We start from the raw sequence: 16766 nt of genomic DNA on the forward strand, positions 1-16766 counted from the left end.
GGGACGGGGAGTGCGGGGTCGGTCACGAACGCTCCAGGATGTGCGTGCGGTAGAAGGCCCAGGCGTCCCCGACCATGTCGTGCAGGGTCGGCTTCTCGGGCACCCAACCCAGCTCCTCGCGGGCCAGGGCGGAGGAGGCGACCAGTTCGGCCGGGTCGCCCTCGCGGCGGGGGGCGATCTCGACCGGCACCGGCCGGCCGGTGACCTCGCGGACCACGTCGACGACCTGTCGGTTGGTGAACCCGGTGCCGTTGCCCAGGTTGAAGATGCGGTGCCGGCCCGGCACGGCGGCGGTGAGGGCCAGCAGGTGGGCGCGGGCCAGGTCCTCGACGTGGATGTAGTCGCGCACGCAGGTGCCGTCGACGGTGGGATAGTCGTCGCCGAAGAGTTGGAGCTTCTCCCGCCGGCCGGCGGCGACGTCGAGGGCGATCGGGATGAGGTGGCTCTCCGGGTCGTGCCGCTCGCCGATGGCGACGTCGCCGCTCAGGTACGCCCCGGCGACGTTGAAGTAGCGCAGCGACACGGCGGCCAGGTCGTGCCCGATGGCCTCGGACGTGAGCGCCATGTCCACGGCCAGCTTGGTGGCCCCGTACGTGTTGGTGGGGGCCTTGACGGCGGTCTCCGGGATGGGCAACTCGGCCGGGTTGCCGTAGACGGCGGCGGTGGAGGAGAAGACCATCCGGGGCACCCGGGCGGCCCGGACGGCGTCGATCAGGGCGAGCGAGCCGACGGTGTTGTTGTGCCAGTACAGCTCCGGCTTGACCATGGACTCGCCGGCGGCGATGAGGGCGGCGAAGTGCAGCACCCCGTCGAAGCCCGCCCCGGGGGTGAGCACCTGGGCCGCGTCGTGGATCGGCGCGTCGACCCAGGTGGCGTCCGGGGCGAGTGCCGCACGGTGCCCGGTGCGCAGGTCGTCGAGGACGACCACCTCGTGGCCGGCGTCGAGCAGCATCCGGGTCACCACGCTGCCGATGTAGCCGGCGCCGCCGGTGACGAGCAGTTTCACGTCGGGTCCTCCTGCCTGGCCGCGCCTCGCCGCAGCCGTTCGCGCTCACCTTACGGCGGCCGGCCGTGGCGACGCTCCACGTCGCCTCTCCACATTCCATCACAACCTTTCATGATTGAACAGATACGCACACGTGCGTTCGGGCGAACGGCTGTGCCGACCTCTGCTGACCTCTACGATGAATTGTCATGCGGGAAGCGGGTGATCCCTGGCTCCGCCGGCGACCGGCGGGGCGGGCCCGCCGCGAACCCAGGCCCCTGGCCCGCGCCGTCGCCCGGCTGGTCGTCCGGGCCGCCGACGGCGCCACCCGGCTGGTCACCGACCTCCTCGGGGCCAGCCCGGCCGCCGGTCGGGAACGGATCAGCGAGGCCGAGCTGCGCGACCTGGTCGCCGCCAACACCGTCCTCGACGCCGACGAGCGGCGGATCATCGACGAGGTGCTGGTCGCCGGGGCGAGCCTGGTCCGCGAGGTGATGATGCCCCGCACCGAGGTCGTGTTCCTGTCGGTCGCGATGACCGTCGTCGAGGCGGAACGGCTGGTCCGGGCCGAGACGCACCGCCGGTACCCGGTCGTCGACGGCACCCACGACGACGTGGTCGGCTTCGTGCACCTGCGCGACGTGCTGCTGCGTCCCGACCTGGACCCGGGCACCACCGTGGGCGAGCTGACCCGGGAGGTCAAGCGGCTGCCCGGCAGCAAGCGGGTGCTGGCCGCGCTGACCGAGATGCGCCGCGAGGGGCACCACCTGGCGGTGGTGGTCGACGAGTACGGCGGCACCGCCGGCATCGTCACCTGCGAGGACCTGATCGAGGAGCTGGTCGGCGAGATCCACGACGAGCACGACGGCGACCCCGAGCCGGAGCCGGCCGGCCTGCCCGCCGTGGTCGACGGGCGGCTCAACCTCGCCGACTTCGCCGAGCGCACCGGGGTGCGGCTGGCCGCCGGCCCGTACGAGACGGCCAGCGGGTACGTGATGGCCGCGCTGGGCCGGCTGCCCGCGGTCGGGGACGAGGTGCCGGTGGCCCCGCCGGCGGCGGACGGCGACGACCGGGACCCGGACGACCCGCCCGGCGGGTGGCTGCTGCGGGTGGTCGCGCTGGAGGGGCGCCGGGTGTCGCGGCTTGCGGTCGCCGCGGTGCGCCTGCCCGAGCCGCGACGCGAGGTCACCGCCCCGCTATCGGCGGCGGAGAGCCGACCCGCCGGCCCGTCATGACGTACGCCGCAGGTTGCTGACAGAATTGCCCGCATGTCCGACGTACCCGCCCGTCCCCGCGTGTTCTCCGGAATCCAGCCGACGGCCGACTCGTTCCACCTCGGCAACTACCTGGGCGCGGTGCGGCACTGGGTGGCGTTGCAGGACACCCACGACGCGTTCTACTGCGTGGTCGACCTGCACGCCATCACGGCCGGGCATGACCCCAAGGTGCTGCGGCAGCGGACCAGGGTGGCCGCCGCGCAGCTCTTCGCCGTCGGGCTGGACCCGGAGCGCAGCACCCTGTTCGCCCAGTCGCAGGTGCCCGAGCACCCGCAGCTCGCCTGGGTGCTGGGCTGCATCACCGGCTTCGGCGAGGCCAGCCGGATGACCCAGTTCAAGGACAAGTCGCAGAAGCAGGGCAGTGACCGGTCCAGCGTCGGCCTGTTCACGTACCCGATCCTCCAGGCCGCCGACATCCTGCTCTACCAGGCGCACGCCGTCCCGGTCGGCGAGGACCAGCGCCAGCACCTGGAGCTCTCCCGCGACCTGGCCCATCGGTTCAACTCGCAGTTCGGCAAGACGTTCGTCGTTCCCGCGCCGCACATCGTCAAGGACACCGCGAAGATCACCGACCTGCAGGAGCCGACGGCGAAGATGTCCAAGTCGTCGTCCTCACCGACCGGCATCATCGACCTGCTGGACGACCCGGCCCGCTCGGCCAAGAAGATCCGCTCGGCGGTCACCGACACCGGCCGGGAGATCGTCTTCGACGCCGAGACCAAGCCGGGCGTATCCAACCTGCTCACCATCTACTCCGCGCTGACCGGCCGGGGCATCGACGACCTGGTGGCCGCGTACGCGGGCCGGGGCTACGGCGACCTCAAGAAGGACCTGGGCGAGGTGGTCCGGGAGTTCGTCACGCCGATCCAGGAGCGCACCCGGAGTTACCTCGACGACCCGGCGCAGCTCGACAAGCTGCTCGCGGCCGGCGCGGAGAAGGCCCGCGCGGTCGCCTCGGTGACGCTGCACGAGGCGTACGAGCGGGTCGGGTTCCTTCCGCCGGTCCGCCTCGGATAGCAGCCCCGGCGCGACGGGTACGGGTGGGGACGGACGGGTCGGTGGCCGAAGGGGTGGCGCGGAGCGTGGATCGCAGGGACGGGGCGCCGCAGGCCGGCGACACCATCCAGATCGGGATCGCGGTGGACATCCCGGAGCCGTGGGGCGGGATGCTCACCCGGCGCCGGGTCGAGGCCGGCGACCCGTTGGTGGTGCCCGCGCACGTGACGCTGCTCGGGCCCACCGAGATCCCGGTTGCGGCGCTGCCGACGGTCGAGCGGCACCTCGCCGTGGTGGCCGCCATGCACCTGCCGTTCACCCTGCACCTGCGGGGCACCGGCACGTTCCGCCCGGTGACCCAGGTGGTGTTCGTCACGGTGGCCGCCGGGATCAGCGAGTGCGAGCTGCTCGCCGCGGCCATCAACGCGGCCCCCGAGCTGCGCCGCGAGACCCGTTTCCCGTACCACCCGCACGTCACGGTGGCACAGGACGTCGCGCCGGAGGCGCTGGACCGGGCGTACGAGGACCTGGCGGACTTCTCGGCGATGTTCGAGGTGGACGCGTTCACCCTCTTCTCGCACAGCGGCCAGACCCGGTGGCAGCCGCGCCGCGACTTCCTTCTCGGTGTGTCCTGACCCGGCGGGGCACTCCCGTGCCGGCGACGGATCGGCGAGGATGACGGCGTGGAGGTCTTCGGGCGGATCGGGGCCGGCGTCGACCGGCGGGTGAGCGCCGCGCGCCGCCGGTCGCGGACCTTCGACCACCTGTGGCGGGCCGGGAACCTGTACGCCGAGGTGCTCGGCGGGCGGCTGGCGGCGGCGATCGCGTACTACGGCTTCTTCGCGGTCTTCGCGCTCGCCCTGGTCGCCTACTCGATCTTCGGGGCGATCCTGGAGGACAACGACGAGGTCAGCAACGCGGCGGCGGGCTTCCTCGAGGAGAACCTGCCCTTCCTCGACCCGGAGCAGATCGCCCAGAGCAGCAACACGGTCGGGGTGGTGGGCCTGGTCATCCTGGTCTTCACCGGGATCGGCTGGGTGGAGGCGATCCGCTCGTCGCAGCGGCTGATGTACGGGCTCAACCAGCAGCCCGGCAACCTGGTGGTGCGGCGGCTGGTCGACCTGGGCGTGCTGGTGGGGGTGTTCGTCCTGCTCGGCCTGTCGGTGGCCGCCGTGGACGCGCTGGAGTCGCTGCTGCGTTTCCTGCTGCGCAGCACCGGCTCGGTGGGGCTGACCGTGGTCAGCGCGGCGCTCAGCGTGCTGATCAACGCGGTGCTGGCCGCCGCCCTACTCGTCGCGGTGCCCCGGCTGCGGATGAGCCGCCGCCGGCTGCGCCCGGTGGTGTTCGCCGTCGCGGTGGGCATCACGCTGCTGAACACGGTCGGGCGGTTCTACGTGGTGCGTACCGAGCGGAATCCGGCGTACACGGTGGTGGCCGGCGCGGTCGGCCTGCTGCTCTACCTCTACCTGCTCAACCAGCTCGTCCTGTTCGGCGCGGCGCTCGCCGCGACCAGCCCGTACGGCCGGGTGGTGGACCTGGCCGAGGGGTCGGCGCCGGCCGCCGTCGACGCCACGACCGACGCCGACCCGGGCCCGGGCGTGCCCGGGGGAGCGGGTTGACCCCGGGGTAGCCGGCCAATTCGGGCAAATGCCTCACGTGAACGTGAGAGCCGGCCATGATGGGCCCGTGGGCGCACTCGTGACGTTGGACCTGCCGGACGACTCGCCGATGCTCGGCCTGCCGTGGATCATCACGTTCGGCCCGCTCGACGACGTCGACGAGTGGGAGCCGGTGGTCTGCGGACCGTACGAGCGACCGCACGCGCTGGCCCTCGCCGAGTCGGTGGTGGCCGAGGAGCAGTTCATGGCGGTGGTCGAGCCCCTGGTGCCCGCCCTGTCGCCCGACGAGATCCGCGGGGAGATCGCCGCCGCCCGGATCGCCGCCTCCGACGAGTCGGCCCGGATCGAGGCGTCCGACCTCTACGGCGACTTCGACGACGTCATCGACGAGGAGTTGGAGGCCGCCGCCGAGGTGGACGAGCGGGCCGGCGCCCGCCCCGCGCCCGACGAGGCCGAGCTGCGCGCCGGCTTCGCCCGGATCGCCGAACTCCTCACCGAGAGGGGCCGGTGATCCGGGCTCGCTGGCTGGTCACCCCCGGTCGTCGGGGAGCCCGGGGTAGTCGGTGTAGCCCTTGTGGTCGCCGCCGTACGCCGTCGTGTAGTCGGGGGCGTTGAACGGGCCGCCCTCGGCCAGCCGCCGGGGCAGGTCCGGGTTGGCGAGGAAGAGCGCGCCGTACGAGATCAGGTCGGCGTCGCCGCCCTCGATCAGCTTCAGCGCCTCCGGCCCGGTCCAGCCGTCGGGGGTGTACGGGTTGAGGATCAGCACCCCGGACCACCGCCTGCGCAGCACGGGCGTGAACTCCGTGTCCGCCCCCTCGGCCATGTGCAGGTACGCCAGCCCGAGCGGGGCGAGTGCGTCGACCAGAGCCAGGTACGTCTCGCGGTGGCCATCCTCGACGATGTCGTTGAACGGGTTGGCCGGCGAGATCCGCAGCCCGACCCGGTCGGCGCCGATCGCCTCCGCCACGGCTGTGGCCACCTCGACGACGAGCCGGATGCGGCCTGCCACGTCGCCGCCGTACCCGTCGTCTCGGCGGTTGGCGTTGGTGGAGAGGAACTGGTGCAGCAGGTAGCCGTTGGCACCGTGCAGCTCCACCCCGTCGAAACCGGCGTCGACGGCGTTGCGGGCCGCCGCCACGAAGTCCGCGACCGTTGTGCGGATGCCCTCGGCGTCCAACGGCTCGGGTGTGGGGTGCTCCTGCGGACCGGTGGGGGTGAAGATCGTCCCGGCCGCCGGCACGGCCGACGCGCCCACCGGGGCGAGCCCCGTGTTGTCCGGGTGGGCGATCCGCCCGACGTGCATGAGCTGCGCGAAGATCACGCCATTCCGCTCGTGCACCGCGTCGGTCACCCGCCGCCAGCCGGCGACCTGCTCGGCGCTGTGCAGGCCCGGGGTGGCGAGGTAGCCCTGGCCGATCGCCGAGGGTTGCACACCCTCGGTGACGATCAGCCCGGCGCCGGCGCGCTGGGCGTAGTAGGTGGCCATCAGCTCGGTCGGGCTGGCCCCCGGCCCGTGGGCCCGGCTGCGCGTCATGGGTGCCATGACGACCCGGTTGCGGAGGGTGTGACGACCTACGGTGACGTTGTCGAACGCGGTGCTCATTCTTCCGGCTCCTGTTCCTGCGATTGGTGCTACTGGATGCAGGAAGCCGTCGGAGACGCCGGAACTTCCCGGAGGAAGGGTGATCATCGACACTCCGTCGGCCATCCCACCCGGCTCAGCGCCGTTCGAACCACGCGGTGGCGTCGACCGGCAGGACGTGCCCGACGCCCTGTCTGGTCAGCTCCGCGCTGGCCACGACCGGCTGGCCGTTCCCGTCGATCAGGACCGGGGCGTCGCTGAGGTTGACCACGCAGGTCAGCTCCGCGCCGCCGCCGGTGCGGCGGAACGCCAGCACGCCGGGGCCGGCCGCCTCCAGCCAGGTGACGCCGTCGGCGTCCCGGGCGAGCGCCGGGTGGGTGCGCCGGATCCGCAGGGCCGCGCGGTAGAGCTCCAGTGTCGAGCCGGGCGTGCCGGCCTGGGCGGCGACCGAGAGGGCGGCCCAGGTGGCGGGGGCCGGCAGCCAGCTCAGCTCGCTGCCGGCCGGCCCGAAGCCGTACGGGGCCAGCTCGCCGCTCCACGGGATCGGCACCCGGCAGCCGTCCCGGCTCTCGCCGGTGCGCAGGAACGACGGGTCCTGGCGCAGCTCGTCCGGCAGGTCGAGCACCTCCGGCAGGCCCAGCTCCTCGCCCTGGTACAGGTATGCGCAGCCGGGCAGGGCGAGCATCAGCAGGCTGGCTGCCCGCGCCCGGCGCAGGCCGACCTCGCCGTCGCCGTACCGGGTGACGTGCCGCTGCTTGTCGTGGTTGGACAGCACCCAGGTGGTCGGCGCGCCGACGATGGTCGCCTCGGCCAGGGCGGTGTCGATCACCTTGCGGAACGAGTCGGCCGACCAGGTGGCGTCGAGGAAGTCGAAGCTGAACGCCTGGTGCAGCTCGTCCGGCCCGATGTAGCGGGCCAGCCGCTGCGGAGTCTCGGCCCACGCCTCGGCGACCGCTATCCGGCCGCCCGGGTAGCTGTCCAGGATCGGCCGCCAGGCCCGGTAGATCTCGTGCACCTCGTCCTGGTCGAAGTACGGCAGCCGGCCCTTGCCGAGCAGTTCCACCTGGCGCCGTCCGGTGGTCATGGTGCTGAAGCCGACGTCCGGCAGCCCCTCGGCCTTGATCATGCCGTGGGCCACGTCGATGCGGAAACCGTCGACGCCCCGGTCGAGCCAGAAGCGCAGGACGTCGGCGAACTCGGCGCGGACCTCGGGGTGGCGCCAGTTGAGGTCGGGCTGGGTCGGGTCGAACAGGTGCAGGTACCACTGGCCGTCGGGGACCCGGGTCCAGGCCGGCCCGCCGAAGATGCTCTCCCAGTCGTTCGGCGGAAGCTCGCCGTGCTCACCCCGGCCCTCGGCGAACAGGTAGCGGGCCCGCGCCGGGGAGCCGGGGGTGGCGGCGAGCGCGGCGACGAACCACGGGTGCGCGCTGGAGGTGTGGTTGGGCACGATGTCGACGATGATCCGCAGGCCGAGCGCGTGCGCGTCGGTGATCATGTGGTCGAAGTCGGCCAGGGTGCCGAACATCGGGTCGACATCGCGGTAGTCGGCCACGTCGTAGCCGCCGTCGACCATGGGCGAGGTGTAGAAGGGGGTCAGCCAGAGCGCGTCGACCCCGAGGTCGCGCAGGTACGGCAGCCGTTCGCGGATGCCCTGTAGGTCGCCGACGCCGTCGCCGTCGGAGTCGGCGAAGCTGCGGACGTAGACCTGGTAGACGACCGCAGCGCGCCACCAGTCGTCGGAGGTCAGCGGCGTGGGGGTGCTGGCGCTCATCGTGGCGATCCCCGTTCTGTGGCGCGGGACGGCGTGGGGTCGTGCGTGGCACGGCGGTGTGCCACGCGGGTGGTCAGAGCAGGATGCCGCCCGCCATTGCAAGAGTCAAGCAGGGTTTGCGCAAGGAATGACGCCGGTCATCCGGCGCTTCCGGCCAGGGCGGAGGCCGGCTGTCGGGCGACGGTGGTCGAGCCGCGTACCACCAGCTCGGGTCGGAACAGGTACTCCGAGTGCGGGGCGGCGTGCCCGTTGATCTCGTCGACCAGGGCCCGGACGGCGGCCACCGCCATGGCGGCCACCGGCTGGCGCATGGTGGTCAGCGGCGGGTCGGTGAAGGCCATCAGCGGCGAGTCGTCGTACCCGACCACCGACAGGTCTCCGGGGACGGACAGGCCGCGCTGCCGGGCGGCCCGGATCGAGCCGAGGGCCATCAGGTCGGAGCCGCAGACGACGCCGGTCACCCCGCGCTCCAGCAGCCGCCCCGCGGCGGCCTCGCCGCCCTCCACGCCGAACAGGGTCAGCTCGGCCAGCCCGTCCAGCTCGGCCTCCGGCAGGCCCGCCAGGCGCTTCATGGCGGCCCGCCAGCCGGCCACCCGGCGCTGCACCGGGACGAACCGGTCCGGGCCGGTGATCAGCCCGATCCGTCGGTGCCCGAGGGCGACCAGGTGGGCGACGGCCAACTCGGTCGCCTCCCGGTCGTCGCAGGAGACGAAGGGTGCGGCGATCCCGGGGACGTACCCGTTGATCATGACGACGGGTAGCGGCCGGGCGATCAGCGCGCGGTACCGGTCGTGGTTGGCGGCGGTGTCGGCGTGCAGGCCGGAGACGAAGACGATCCCGGAGACCTGGCGGTCGAGCAGCATCTCGACGTACTCGTCCTCGGTGACCCCGCCTGGGGTCTGGGTGCACAGCACCGGGGTGAACCCGCTCTGCGCCAGCGTCGACTCGATCACCTGGGCGAAGGCGGGGAAGATCGGGTTGTCCAGCTCCGGCACCACCAGGCCGACGAGGCCGGCGCTGCGTTTGCGCAGCCGGGCCGGGCGCTCGTAGCCGAGGACGTCGAGGGCGGTCAGGACGGCCTGCCGGGTCTCCGGGGCCACGCCGGGGCGGTCGTTGAGCACCCGCGACACCGTGGCCTCGCTGACTTCGGCCTGTTGGGCGATGTCGGACAGTCGAGCGCGCATGGCGGCACTTTAGCCCACCGGCAAGTTCTTGCGTACCTTTCTGCAATCCCTTCCATTGTCTGCAACCTCTTGCTAACGTCCCCGCAACATGCGAGAGCTGCGGCGCAGCACCCCGGCGCCGGTTGGCAAGAACTTACAGAGGTTTCCACTGGCGGGCCGCCCTTTCCCCGGCGGATCCACCATGACGACAGGAGTACCGATGCGCATCCGTACCGCGGGTGTGGTCGCCGTCCTCGGCCTGGCGCTGGCCGCCTCCGGATGTGGTGGCAGCGACGACGACAGCAGCGCGCCGGCCACGAAGGAGTCCGCCGGAGCCGCCGGCGGGAAGCTGGTGATCTGGGCCGACGACAAGCGGACCGCCGCCCTGAAGCCGTTCGCCGAGACGTTCGGCCAGACCAACGGCGTGACCGTCGAGGTGCAGGCAGTCTCCAAGGACCTGCAGACCAACTTCGTCACCGCGTCGCAGCAGGGCAGCGGCCCGGACGTCGTGGTCGGCGCGCACGACTGGATCGGCAACCTGGTCCAGAACGGTGCCATCGACCCGGTGCAGCTCGCCGCCGACCAGAAGAGCGGCTTCAACGAGACCGCCGTCAAGGCCGTGACCTTCAACGGCCAGCTCTACGGCGTGCCGTACGCCATGGAGAACCTGGCGCTGATCCGCAACACCGAGCTGGCCCCCGAGGCCCCGAAGACGATCGAGGACCTGGTCGCCACCGGCAAGAAGCTCAAGGCCGAGAAGAAGGCCAGCGAGATCCTCTGCCTCCAGTCCGGCCAGAACGGCGACGCGTACCACATCTACCCGCTGTACACCTCGGCCGGCGGCTACCTCTTCGGCACCGGCGCGAACGGCGACTACGACCCGAAGGACCTGGGCGTGGGCAAGCCGGAGTCGATCGCCGCGTTCCAGAAGATCGCGAAGCTCGGCGAGAAGGGCGAGGGCGCGCTCAAGCGCTCCATCACCCCCGAGAACGCGATCGCCACCTTCACCGGCAAGAAGTGCGCCTACCTGGTTTCCGGGCCGTGGGCCATCGCCGACGCCAAGAAGGCCAACATCCCGTACGACATCTCCCCGGTCCCCGGCTTCGCCGGCGGCAGGGAAGCCCAGCCGTTCGTGGGTGTCCAGGCGTTCTACGTGGCCGCCAAGGGCAAGAACAAGGCCCTGGCCCAGGAGTTCGTGGCGAACTACACCACCAAGCCGGACCTGGCCGTGGCCCTGTACGACGCCGAGCCGCGCCCGCCGGCGCTGACCGCCGCGCTCGACCAGGTCAAGGGCAGCGACCCGGACCTGGCCAAGTTCACCGAGGCCGGCAAGAACGGCCAGGTGCTTCCCGCGATCCCGGCCATGGCCGCGATCTGGGACCCGTTCGGCAAGGCCGAGGCCGCGATCATCGGCGGCGCCGACCCGGCCAAGACGATCACCGCAGCCGGCAAGACGATCTCCGGCCAGATCAAGTAATGAGCACGAAGCTGTCCGGCCCGAGGTCCACGCGGAACTCGGGCCGGGGGTCCGTCGGCACCGGGCTCCCGCGCACCGTGCGGAACCACGTGCCGATCACCGCGACCGGCCTCGTCGTCAAGGTGGTCCTGCTCGGCCTGGTGGCCGGGATCGCGATCTGGGCGGCCTTCCCGCTCGTCGGGGCCGGGAAATGGGTCGGTCTGGCCCTGCTGGTGGCCACCACCACCGGCCTGTTCTACCTGTACCTCACCCCCCGGCACATCCCCGCCAAGTACCTGTTGCCCGGCACGGTCTTCCTGATCGCCTTCCAGGTCTTCCCGGTCCTCTACACCGCCAGCACCGCCTTCACGAACTTCGGCGACGGCCACCGGGGCAGCAAGGACGACGCGATCGTCGCGATCCAGAGCTCCTCGGTGCAGCAGGTCCCCGGCTCCACCGAGTACACCCTGTCGGTCGCCAGCGAGGGGGACCCGGTCACCGGCCCGCTGGTCTTCCTGGTCACCGACCCGGCCACCGGCGCGGTCTCCGCAGGCGACGCCGGCGGGCTGCGCCGGCTCGACGCCGCCGACGTCACCGTCGCCCCGGGCGGCAGGGTCACCGCCGCCGACGGCTACACGGTGCTCACCTTCGGCCAGGCCAGCACCCGCAGCCAGGAGATCACCGACCTGGTGGTGCCGACCGCCGACGGCGCGCTGCGCTCCTCCGGCCTGTCCCGCGCCTACGAGGGCAGGGCGATCCGGGCGTACGACGCGGGATGCGACTGCATCACCGACCGCGAGAGCGGCAGGACCTGGACGGCCGACGAGAAGGCCGGATCGTTCGTCGCCGCCGACGGCGAGCGCCTCGCCCAGGGCTGGAAGGTCAACGTCGGGGGAGAGAACTTCTCCCGGGTGCTCACCGACCCGAACATCTCCGGGCCGTTCTTCGGCACCCTGCTGTGGAACTTCGCCTTCGCGACCGGCTCGACCGGACTCACCTTCCTGCTCGGCATGGCCATCGCGCTGGCCCTGCACTCGCCCCGGATGCGCGGCACCAACCTCTACCGGGTGCTGCTGATCCTGCCGTACGCCATGCCGTCGTTTGCGATGCTGCTGGTCTGGCGGGACATGTTCAACACCGACTTCGGGCTGATCAACAACCTGTTCGGGCTCGGCGTCGACTGGTTCGGCCAGGACTGGTCGGCGCGGGCGGCGGTGCTGCTGGTGCAGCTCTGGCTGGGCTACCCGTACATGTTCCTGGTCGCCACCGGCGCACTCCAGGCCATCCCCCGGGAGCTGACCGAGGCCACCTCGGTCGACGGCGCCTCGCCCTGGCAGTCGTTCCGCGCGGTCACCCTGCCGCTGCTGCTGGTGGCGCTCGCCCCGCTGCTGATCGCGTCGTTCGCGTACAACTTCAACAACATCAACGCGATCTGGTTGACCACCGAGGGCGGCCCGTTCCCGGCGGACAACCCGCGCAACGGGGCGACCGATTTGCTGATCACCTACACGTACCGGCTGGCCTTCGGCGCGCAGGGCGCGGAGTTCGGAACGGCGGCGGCGGTGTCGATCTTCATTTTCGCGATCGTGGCGACGGTGTCGGCGATCAGCTTCCGCAGCACCCGCAAGCAGGAGGAGGTCTACTCGTGACCACCCACGCGGACGCCCCGGCGGTCAACCGCAACGCCACCGGCCGGCGACGCCACCGCTGGCTGGCCCAGGTCGGCTGGCGGCACGTGGTCGGGGCGCTGGCCGTGGCGTTCAGCCTCTTCCCGATCCTGTTCGTGCTCTCGGCGGCGCTCAACCCGCTGGGCACCCTGTCGTCGACCGCCCTCGTACCGACCGGCGGGGTGTCGTTCGAGAACTTCGCCAACCTGTTCGAGGACACGGCGTTCGGGCGCTGGTTCGTCAACTCGCTGCTGATCGCCGGGCTGGCCAGCTTCGTGTCGATCTTCCTGTCCTCGCTGGCGGCGTACGCGTTCTCCCGGATGCGCTTCGCCGGCCGCCGGGTCGGCCTGCTCACCCTGCTGCTGATCCAGATGTTCCCGCAGTTCCTGGCGATCGTGGCGATCTTCCTGATCTTCACCACGGTCACCGACCTGTGGCCGGCGATCGGCTTCAACACCCCGTGGGGCCTGTTCCTGCTCTACATGGGCGGTGCGCTCGGGGTGAATACCTGGCTGATGAAGGGCTTCTTCGACACCCTTCCCCGGGAACTGGACGAGTCCGCCACCATGGACGGCGCGTCGCACGCCCAGGTCTTCTTCCGGATCATGCTGCCGCTGGTGGCGCCGATCCTCGCGGTGACCGCCCTGCTGTCGTTCATCGGCACGATCAACGAGTTCATGATCGCCAACGTGTTCCTGACCAACACCGGGTCGAAGACCCTCGCGGTCGGCATGTTCGGCCTGGTGGCCGGCGAGCGCAACAACAACTTCGGGATGTTCGCGGCGGGCACCCTGCTCACCGCGATCCCCACCGTGCTGGTCTTCCAGCTCCTCCAGCGGTACATCGTCTCCGGCCTCACCGCCGGAGCCGTCAAGGGCTGAGCCTCCCCGGCTCCGAGGTGAACCAATGCATCTGCGACCGCACCACGACGGCTCCGCCACCTACGTCCCCGAGCAGGAGCCCACGCTCGGGCAGACCGTCCCGGTCTTCGTCCGGGTTCCCGCCGGGACCGACGTGCGCACCGTGCACGTGCGCAGCACGCCCGACGGCGAGCCGCGCTTCGCCGAGGCCGTCGTCGACCGCCGCACCGGCTCGGACGTCTGGTGGCGTGCCGACGTGGAGGTGCGCAACCCGGTGAGCAACTACCGGTTCATGCTCACCGGCGCGGACGGTGGCTACCGGTGGCTCACCGCCGCCGGGGTCGCCGACCACGACGTGCCCGACAACGGCGACTTCAAGCTGGTCAGTCACGCCCCGCCGCCTGCCTGGGCCCGGGACGCGGTGATCTACCAGATCTTCCCCGACCGGTTCGCCCGCTCCGCCGCCGCCGACGGCCGGGCCGCCCCGGACTGGGCCATCCCCTGCGACTGGGACACCCCCGTGATCGGGCGCGGCCCGCAGGCCCCACGCCAGTTCTACGGCGGGGACCTCGACGGCATCGCCGAGCGGCTGGACCACCTGGAGCGGCTCGGCGTCAACACCGTCTACCTGACCCCGATCCTCCCGGCCCGCTCCAACCACCGCTACGACGCGGCGAGCTTCGACACGGTCGACCCGCTGCTCGGCGGGGACGCCGCGCTCGCCCGGCTCGCCGAGGCGGTACACGCCCGCCGCTGGCGGCTGCTCGGCGACATCACCAGCAATCACACCGGCGACGCCCACCACTGGTTCACCGCCGCCGCCTCCGACGTGACCGCCCCCGAGCGGGAGCTGTACTACTTCGACCTGGCCGGCGGGGACTTCGAGTCCTGGAACGGGGTCAAGTCGCTGCCGAAGCTCAACTGGGGCAGCGCCGAGCTGCGCCGCCGCTTCGCCACCGCCACCGACTCGCCGCTGCGCCGCTGGCTGCGCCCGCCGTACTCCCTCGACGGGTGGCGGGTGGACGTGGCGAACATGACCGGCCGGCGGGGCGCGGACGCGTACACCCACGAGGTTGCGCGGCTGCTGCGCGAGGTGGTGGCGCAGACCCGGGCCGACGGGCTGCTGCTCGCCGAACACGGTCACGACCACACCGGCGACCTGGACCGCGACGGCTGGCACGGCACGATGAACTACGTCGGCTTCACCGACCCGGTCTGGTCCTGGCTGCGCCACGGCTCCGAGCTGGTGCCGAACTTCCTCGGCACCCCCGGCGGGGTGCGGCGGCGCGACGCCCACGCCATTCGCGCCACCATGGACACCTACCGGTCGCTGATCTCCTGGCGGTCGTACGTGCACTCGTGGCAGCTGCTCGGCTCGCACGACTCGGCCCGGATCCGCACCGTGGTCGGCGACGCCGCCCGGCAGGAGGTGGCCGCCGGGCTGCTCGCCACCATGCCGGGCACCCCGGTGATCTTCGCCGGGGACGAGCTGGGGCTGACCGGGGCGAACGGGGAGGGCTCGCGTACCCCGATGCCGTGGCACCGGCCGGACACCTGGGACGCCGGCACGTTCGCCGCGTACCGGAAGCTGATCGCGCTGCGCCGCGCCGAGCCGGCGCTGCGCCACGGCGGCCTGCGCTGGGTGCACGTCGACGCGGACACGCTGGTCTTCCTCCGCGAGACGCCGACCGGCGGCGTGCTGGTGCTGGCCCGGCGGGCGGCCGGCACCCCGGTCCGGATCGCCGGCCTGCCGGCCGCCGAGAACGCCTACGGAGGTGCCCCGGCGCTGCGCCCGGACGCCGACGGCACGGTGACCCTCCCGGCCGACGGCCCCACCTTCCAACTCTGGTGGGTGTAGGTGCTGCCCCTACGTGTCCGGGGCGTCAGCGGCTCTGCTTCCACCTGGAAGGCCGCTTCGGCCCTTGCGGTCTTGGGCGGTTCTGGCGGTCCCGCCTGGTCAGCTCAAGGTGAAGGTCACATCGTCGACGTCGAAGGCCGTGACGCCGTTGCCAGCAGTCTCGCTGGCGAGGAAGCTGGCCGTCGCGGTGCGCTCGGTCGTCGCCGTCCCGGTCGACATGCTGTACTGCCGCCACTGCGACCCGCCGTCGAAGGCCAGCGAGAACCTCGTCTTCGGGGGTATCCCGGTGACTGCCAGCCCGACGTTCAGGTAATCGCTGCGGCTGGTCTCCGTGGTGGTGGTCCGGACCCAGAAGCGGACCGTCAGGTCGCAGCCGGCCGGCACCGTGACGGTGGTGCGTAGCAAGTCGGAACGCGTCACGTCCAGCCCGGCGAAGGTGGCGTACGCGAGGCCGGTGTGTGCGGGCCGGGTCGCGTCGCCGAGCACGACGGTGCGGGGGCCGGCGGTCCAGCCGGTGGTGCCGAGCTCGAATCCCGGGTTCGCGTGGATCTGCCCGGTGCAGGGCGTGTCGGCCGCCGGCCGGCCGTAGGACACGCTGCCCGTGGCGAGGAGCAGCAGGGCCGCAGCCCCGGCGGTGGTGACGAAGGCCTTCATCCGTCCTCCCAGTGTCGGAACATTCGAAGTCATCGATGTCTATCGACCATGCGCGATGGGCGTTGGCGCGTCAAGCCCTTCCCGGCTTCAGCTCTGCGCGGTCGGGCGGATGGCGAGCGATTGAGCCATGGATGTCGCAGCTCTTCAGAAGGCAACCTCCGTCGCCGGCGGACCGGTGCCGTGGGTGCCGGCGTGGCTATCGGGTGCGGCGGAGGAGGGAGTGGACGCCGGCCAGGTAGGTGGCGCGGTCCGGGGCGCCGGTGAGGATCTTCTGCGTGAAGTAGCCGGGGATCAGGCCGAACAGGGCCGCCCCGACGGCCTCCGGGTCGGCGTCGGGGGGCAGCTCGCCGGCGTCCCGGGCGCGCGCGGCGAGCGCCGTCCAGTGTCGACGTAGCCGGTCGTACGTGGCCCGGACGAACTCGGCGAGGGTCGGGTCGCGCTGCGCCTCGCTCCACACCTGCAGGGCCAGGGGGAGGATGCCGTCGGGGCCGGCCTGCCCGTCGACGTAGGTCAGGGCGCGGTCGAGCGCCTCGACCAGCGGCAGCGGCGGGTCGCTGGCGGTGAACCCGGCGAAGATGTGGTCCGCGCCGCCGATCACGGACTGGGCGATGGCGGTGATCAGGTGGTTCTTGCTGGGGAAGTAGCGGTAGACCGCGCCGACGGACAGCCCGGCCTCGGCGATCACGTCCTGCATCGAGGTGCGGTGGAAGCCGTCACGCAGGAAGCAGCGGCGGGCGGCGTCGAGGATCTGCTGGCGGCGGGCGGCGAGGTGTTCGTCGGAGACGCGTGGCACGCCTCTCAGCATAAAACGAATGTTCGTTCTTGACGTCGGTGCCCCGTCGGGCGCACCCTCGTCTCTAAGAGAACGAACATTCGTT

Annotated in this window: 15 protein-coding genes; 9 read left to right on the forward strand and 6 right to left on the reverse strand. The window is 71.9% G+C overall.

The genetic code is table 11. From position 1 onward, the window contains the following. Nucleotides 1–22: 22 nt before the first annotated feature. Complete coding sequence (gene galE, locus E1258_RS08085; RefSeq protein WP_243715274.1) at nucleotides 23–952, reverse strand: UDP-glucose 4-epimerase GalE; 930 nt, start codon at nucleotides 950–952, stop codon at nucleotides 23–25. 242 nt (nucleotides 953–1194) lie between these two features. Between galE and E1258_RS08090 the strand changes: the two genes are divergently transcribed. From E1258_RS08090 to E1258_RS08110, 5 genes are all read left to right on the forward strand, one after another. Continuing rightward, nucleotides 1195–2220 (forward strand): hemolysin family protein, encoded by a 1026-nt coding sequence (locus E1258_RS08090; protein WP_132398298.1) that lies wholly within the window; start codon nucleotides 1195–1197, stop codon nucleotides 2218–2220. Between the two features lie 33 nt (nucleotides 2221–2253). After that, on the forward strand, nucleotides 2254–3279 hold the full coding sequence (gene trpS / locus E1258_RS08095; protein ID WP_132398300.1) for a tryptophan--tRNA ligase: 1026 nt from the start codon (nucleotides 2254–2256) through the stop codon (nucleotides 3277–3279). Between the two features lie 23 nt (nucleotides 3280–3302). Next, a complete protein-coding gene (locus E1258_RS08100) occupies nucleotides 3303–3893 on the forward strand; it encodes a 2'-5' RNA ligase family protein (RefSeq protein WP_132398302.1) in 591 nt (196 codons plus the stop codon). A gap of 48 nt (nucleotides 3894–3941) precedes the next feature. Beyond that, nucleotides 3942–4877, forward strand: a complete 936-nt coding sequence (locus E1258_RS08105; RefSeq protein WP_132398304.1) for a YhjD/YihY/BrkB family envelope integrity protein — start codon at nucleotides 3942–3944, stop codon at nucleotides 4875–4877. A gap of 67 nt (nucleotides 4878–4944) precedes the next feature. Next, nucleotides 4945–5388, forward strand: a complete 444-nt coding sequence (locus tag E1258_RS08110) for a hypothetical protein (protein WP_132398306.1) — start codon at nucleotides 4945–4947, stop codon at nucleotides 5386–5388. Between the two features lie 18 nt (nucleotides 5389–5406). On the opposite strand, the gene E1258_RS08115 is transcribed toward E1258_RS08110, so the two are convergent. The 3 genes from E1258_RS08115 to E1258_RS08125 form a co-directional block, all read right to left on the reverse strand. Next, nucleotides 5407–6480 carry an alkene reductase gene (locus E1258_RS08115; protein WP_132398308.1) on the reverse strand — a complete coding sequence of 358 codons (1074 nt, stop codon included), beginning with the start codon at nucleotides 6478–6480 and terminating at the stop codon, nucleotides 5407–5409. A 115-nt stretch (nucleotides 6481–6595) separates the two neighbouring features. Then, entirely contained in the window at nucleotides 6596–8230 is a 1635-nt protein-coding gene (locus tag E1258_RS08120; protein WP_132398310.1) for a glycoside hydrolase family 13 protein, read from the reverse strand. 137 nt (nucleotides 8231–8367) lie between these two features. Beyond that, the gene (locus E1258_RS08125; protein ID WP_132398312.1) at nucleotides 8368–9414 is read right to left on the reverse strand and encodes a LacI family DNA-binding transcriptional regulator; all 1047 of its coding nucleotides are present in this window, start codon (nucleotides 9412–9414) and stop codon (nucleotides 8368–8370) included. A 199-nt stretch (nucleotides 9415–9613) separates the two neighbouring features. Between E1258_RS08125 and E1258_RS08130 the strand changes: the two genes are divergently transcribed. The 4 genes from E1258_RS08130 to E1258_RS08145 are packed head-to-tail and all read left to right on the forward strand — an operon-like array spanning nucleotide 9614 to nucleotide 15234. Further along, nucleotides 9614–10870, forward strand: coding sequence for a maltose ABC transporter substrate-binding protein (locus E1258_RS08130; RefSeq protein WP_132398314.1), 1257 nt, complete (start codon nucleotides 9614–9616; stop codon nucleotides 10868–10870). Then, complete coding sequence (locus E1258_RS08135; protein ID WP_132398316.1) at nucleotides 10870–12498, forward strand: ABC transporter permease subunit; 1629 nt, start codon at nucleotides 10870–10872, stop codon at nucleotides 12496–12498. The genes E1258_RS08130 and E1258_RS08135 overlap by 1 nt, the downstream gene beginning before the upstream one ends. Beyond that, complete coding sequence (locus E1258_RS08140; protein WP_132398318.1) at nucleotides 12495–13397, forward strand: sugar ABC transporter permease; 903 nt, start codon at nucleotides 12495–12497, stop codon at nucleotides 13395–13397. The genes E1258_RS08135 and E1258_RS08140 overlap by 4 nt, the downstream gene beginning before the upstream one ends. Before the next feature lie 25 nt (nucleotides 13398–13422). Next, nucleotides 13423–15234 (forward strand): glycoside hydrolase family 13 protein, encoded by a 1812-nt coding sequence (locus E1258_RS08145; RefSeq protein ID WP_132398320.1) that lies wholly within the window; start codon nucleotides 13423–13425, stop codon nucleotides 15232–15234. A 99-nt stretch (nucleotides 15235–15333) separates the two neighbouring features. Here E1258_RS08145 and E1258_RS08150 read toward each other — a convergent pair whose 3' ends face one another. Both E1258_RS08150 and E1258_RS08155 read right to left on the reverse strand, forming a co-directional pair. Continuing rightward, nucleotides 15334–15888 carry a hypothetical protein gene (locus tag E1258_RS08150; RefSeq protein WP_132398322.1) on the reverse strand — a complete coding sequence of 185 codons (555 nt, stop codon included), beginning with the start codon at nucleotides 15886–15888 and terminating at the stop codon, nucleotides 15334–15336. 196 nt (nucleotides 15889–16084) lie between these two features. Further along, nucleotides 16085–16681 carry a TetR/AcrR family transcriptional regulator gene (locus tag E1258_RS08155; RefSeq protein ID WP_207919470.1) on the reverse strand — a complete coding sequence of 199 codons (597 nt, stop codon included), beginning with the start codon at nucleotides 16679–16681 and terminating at the stop codon, nucleotides 16085–16087. Nucleotides 16682–16766 lie beyond the last annotated feature (85 nt).

Origin of the sequence: Micromonospora sp. KC207, assembly GCF_004348615.1 — a bacterium.
GTDB lineage: Bacteria > Actinomycetota > Actinomycetes > Mycobacteriales > Micromonosporaceae > Micromonospora.

Bases quoted from the DNA above. Each gene is read 5' to 3' on its own strand.
- E1258_RS08150 (WP_132398322.1), bottom strand. From the start codon at position 15,888: ATGAAGGCCTTCGTCACCACCGCCGGGGCTGCGGCCCTGCTGCTCCTC.
- E1258_RS08125 (WP_132398312.1), bottom strand. From the start codon at position 9,414: ATGCGCGCTCGACTGTCCGACATCGCCCAACAGGCCGAAGTCAGCGAG.
- E1258_RS08135 (WP_132398316.1), top strand. From the start codon at position 10,870: ATGAGCACGAAGCTGTCCGGCCCGAGGTCCACGCGGAACTCGGGCCGG.
- E1258_RS08090 (WP_132398298.1), top strand. From the start codon at position 1,195: ATGCGGGAAGCGGGTGATCCCTGGCTCCGCCGGCGACCGGCGGGGCGG.
- E1258_RS08130 (WP_132398314.1), top strand. From the start codon at position 9,614: ATGCGCATCCGTACCGCGGGTGTGGTCGCCGTCCTCGGCCTGGCGCTG.
- E1258_RS08115 (WP_132398308.1), bottom strand. From the start codon at position 6,480: ATGAGCACCGCGTTCGACAACGTCACCGTAGGTCGTCACACCCTCCGC.
- trpS (WP_132398300.1), top strand. From the start codon at position 2,254: ATGTCCGACGTACCCGCCCGTCCCCGCGTGTTCTCCGGAATCCAGCCG.
- E1258_RS08120 (WP_132398310.1), bottom strand. From the start codon at position 8,230: ATGAGCGCCAGCACCCCCACGCCGCTGACCTCCGACGACTGGTGGCGC.
- E1258_RS08145 (WP_132398320.1), top strand. From the start codon at position 13,423: ATGCATCTGCGACCGCACCACGACGGCTCCGCCACCTACGTCCCCGAG.
- galE (WP_243715274.1), bottom strand. From the start codon at position 952: ATGCTGCTCGACGCCGGCCACGAGGTGGTCGTCCTCGACGACCTGCGC.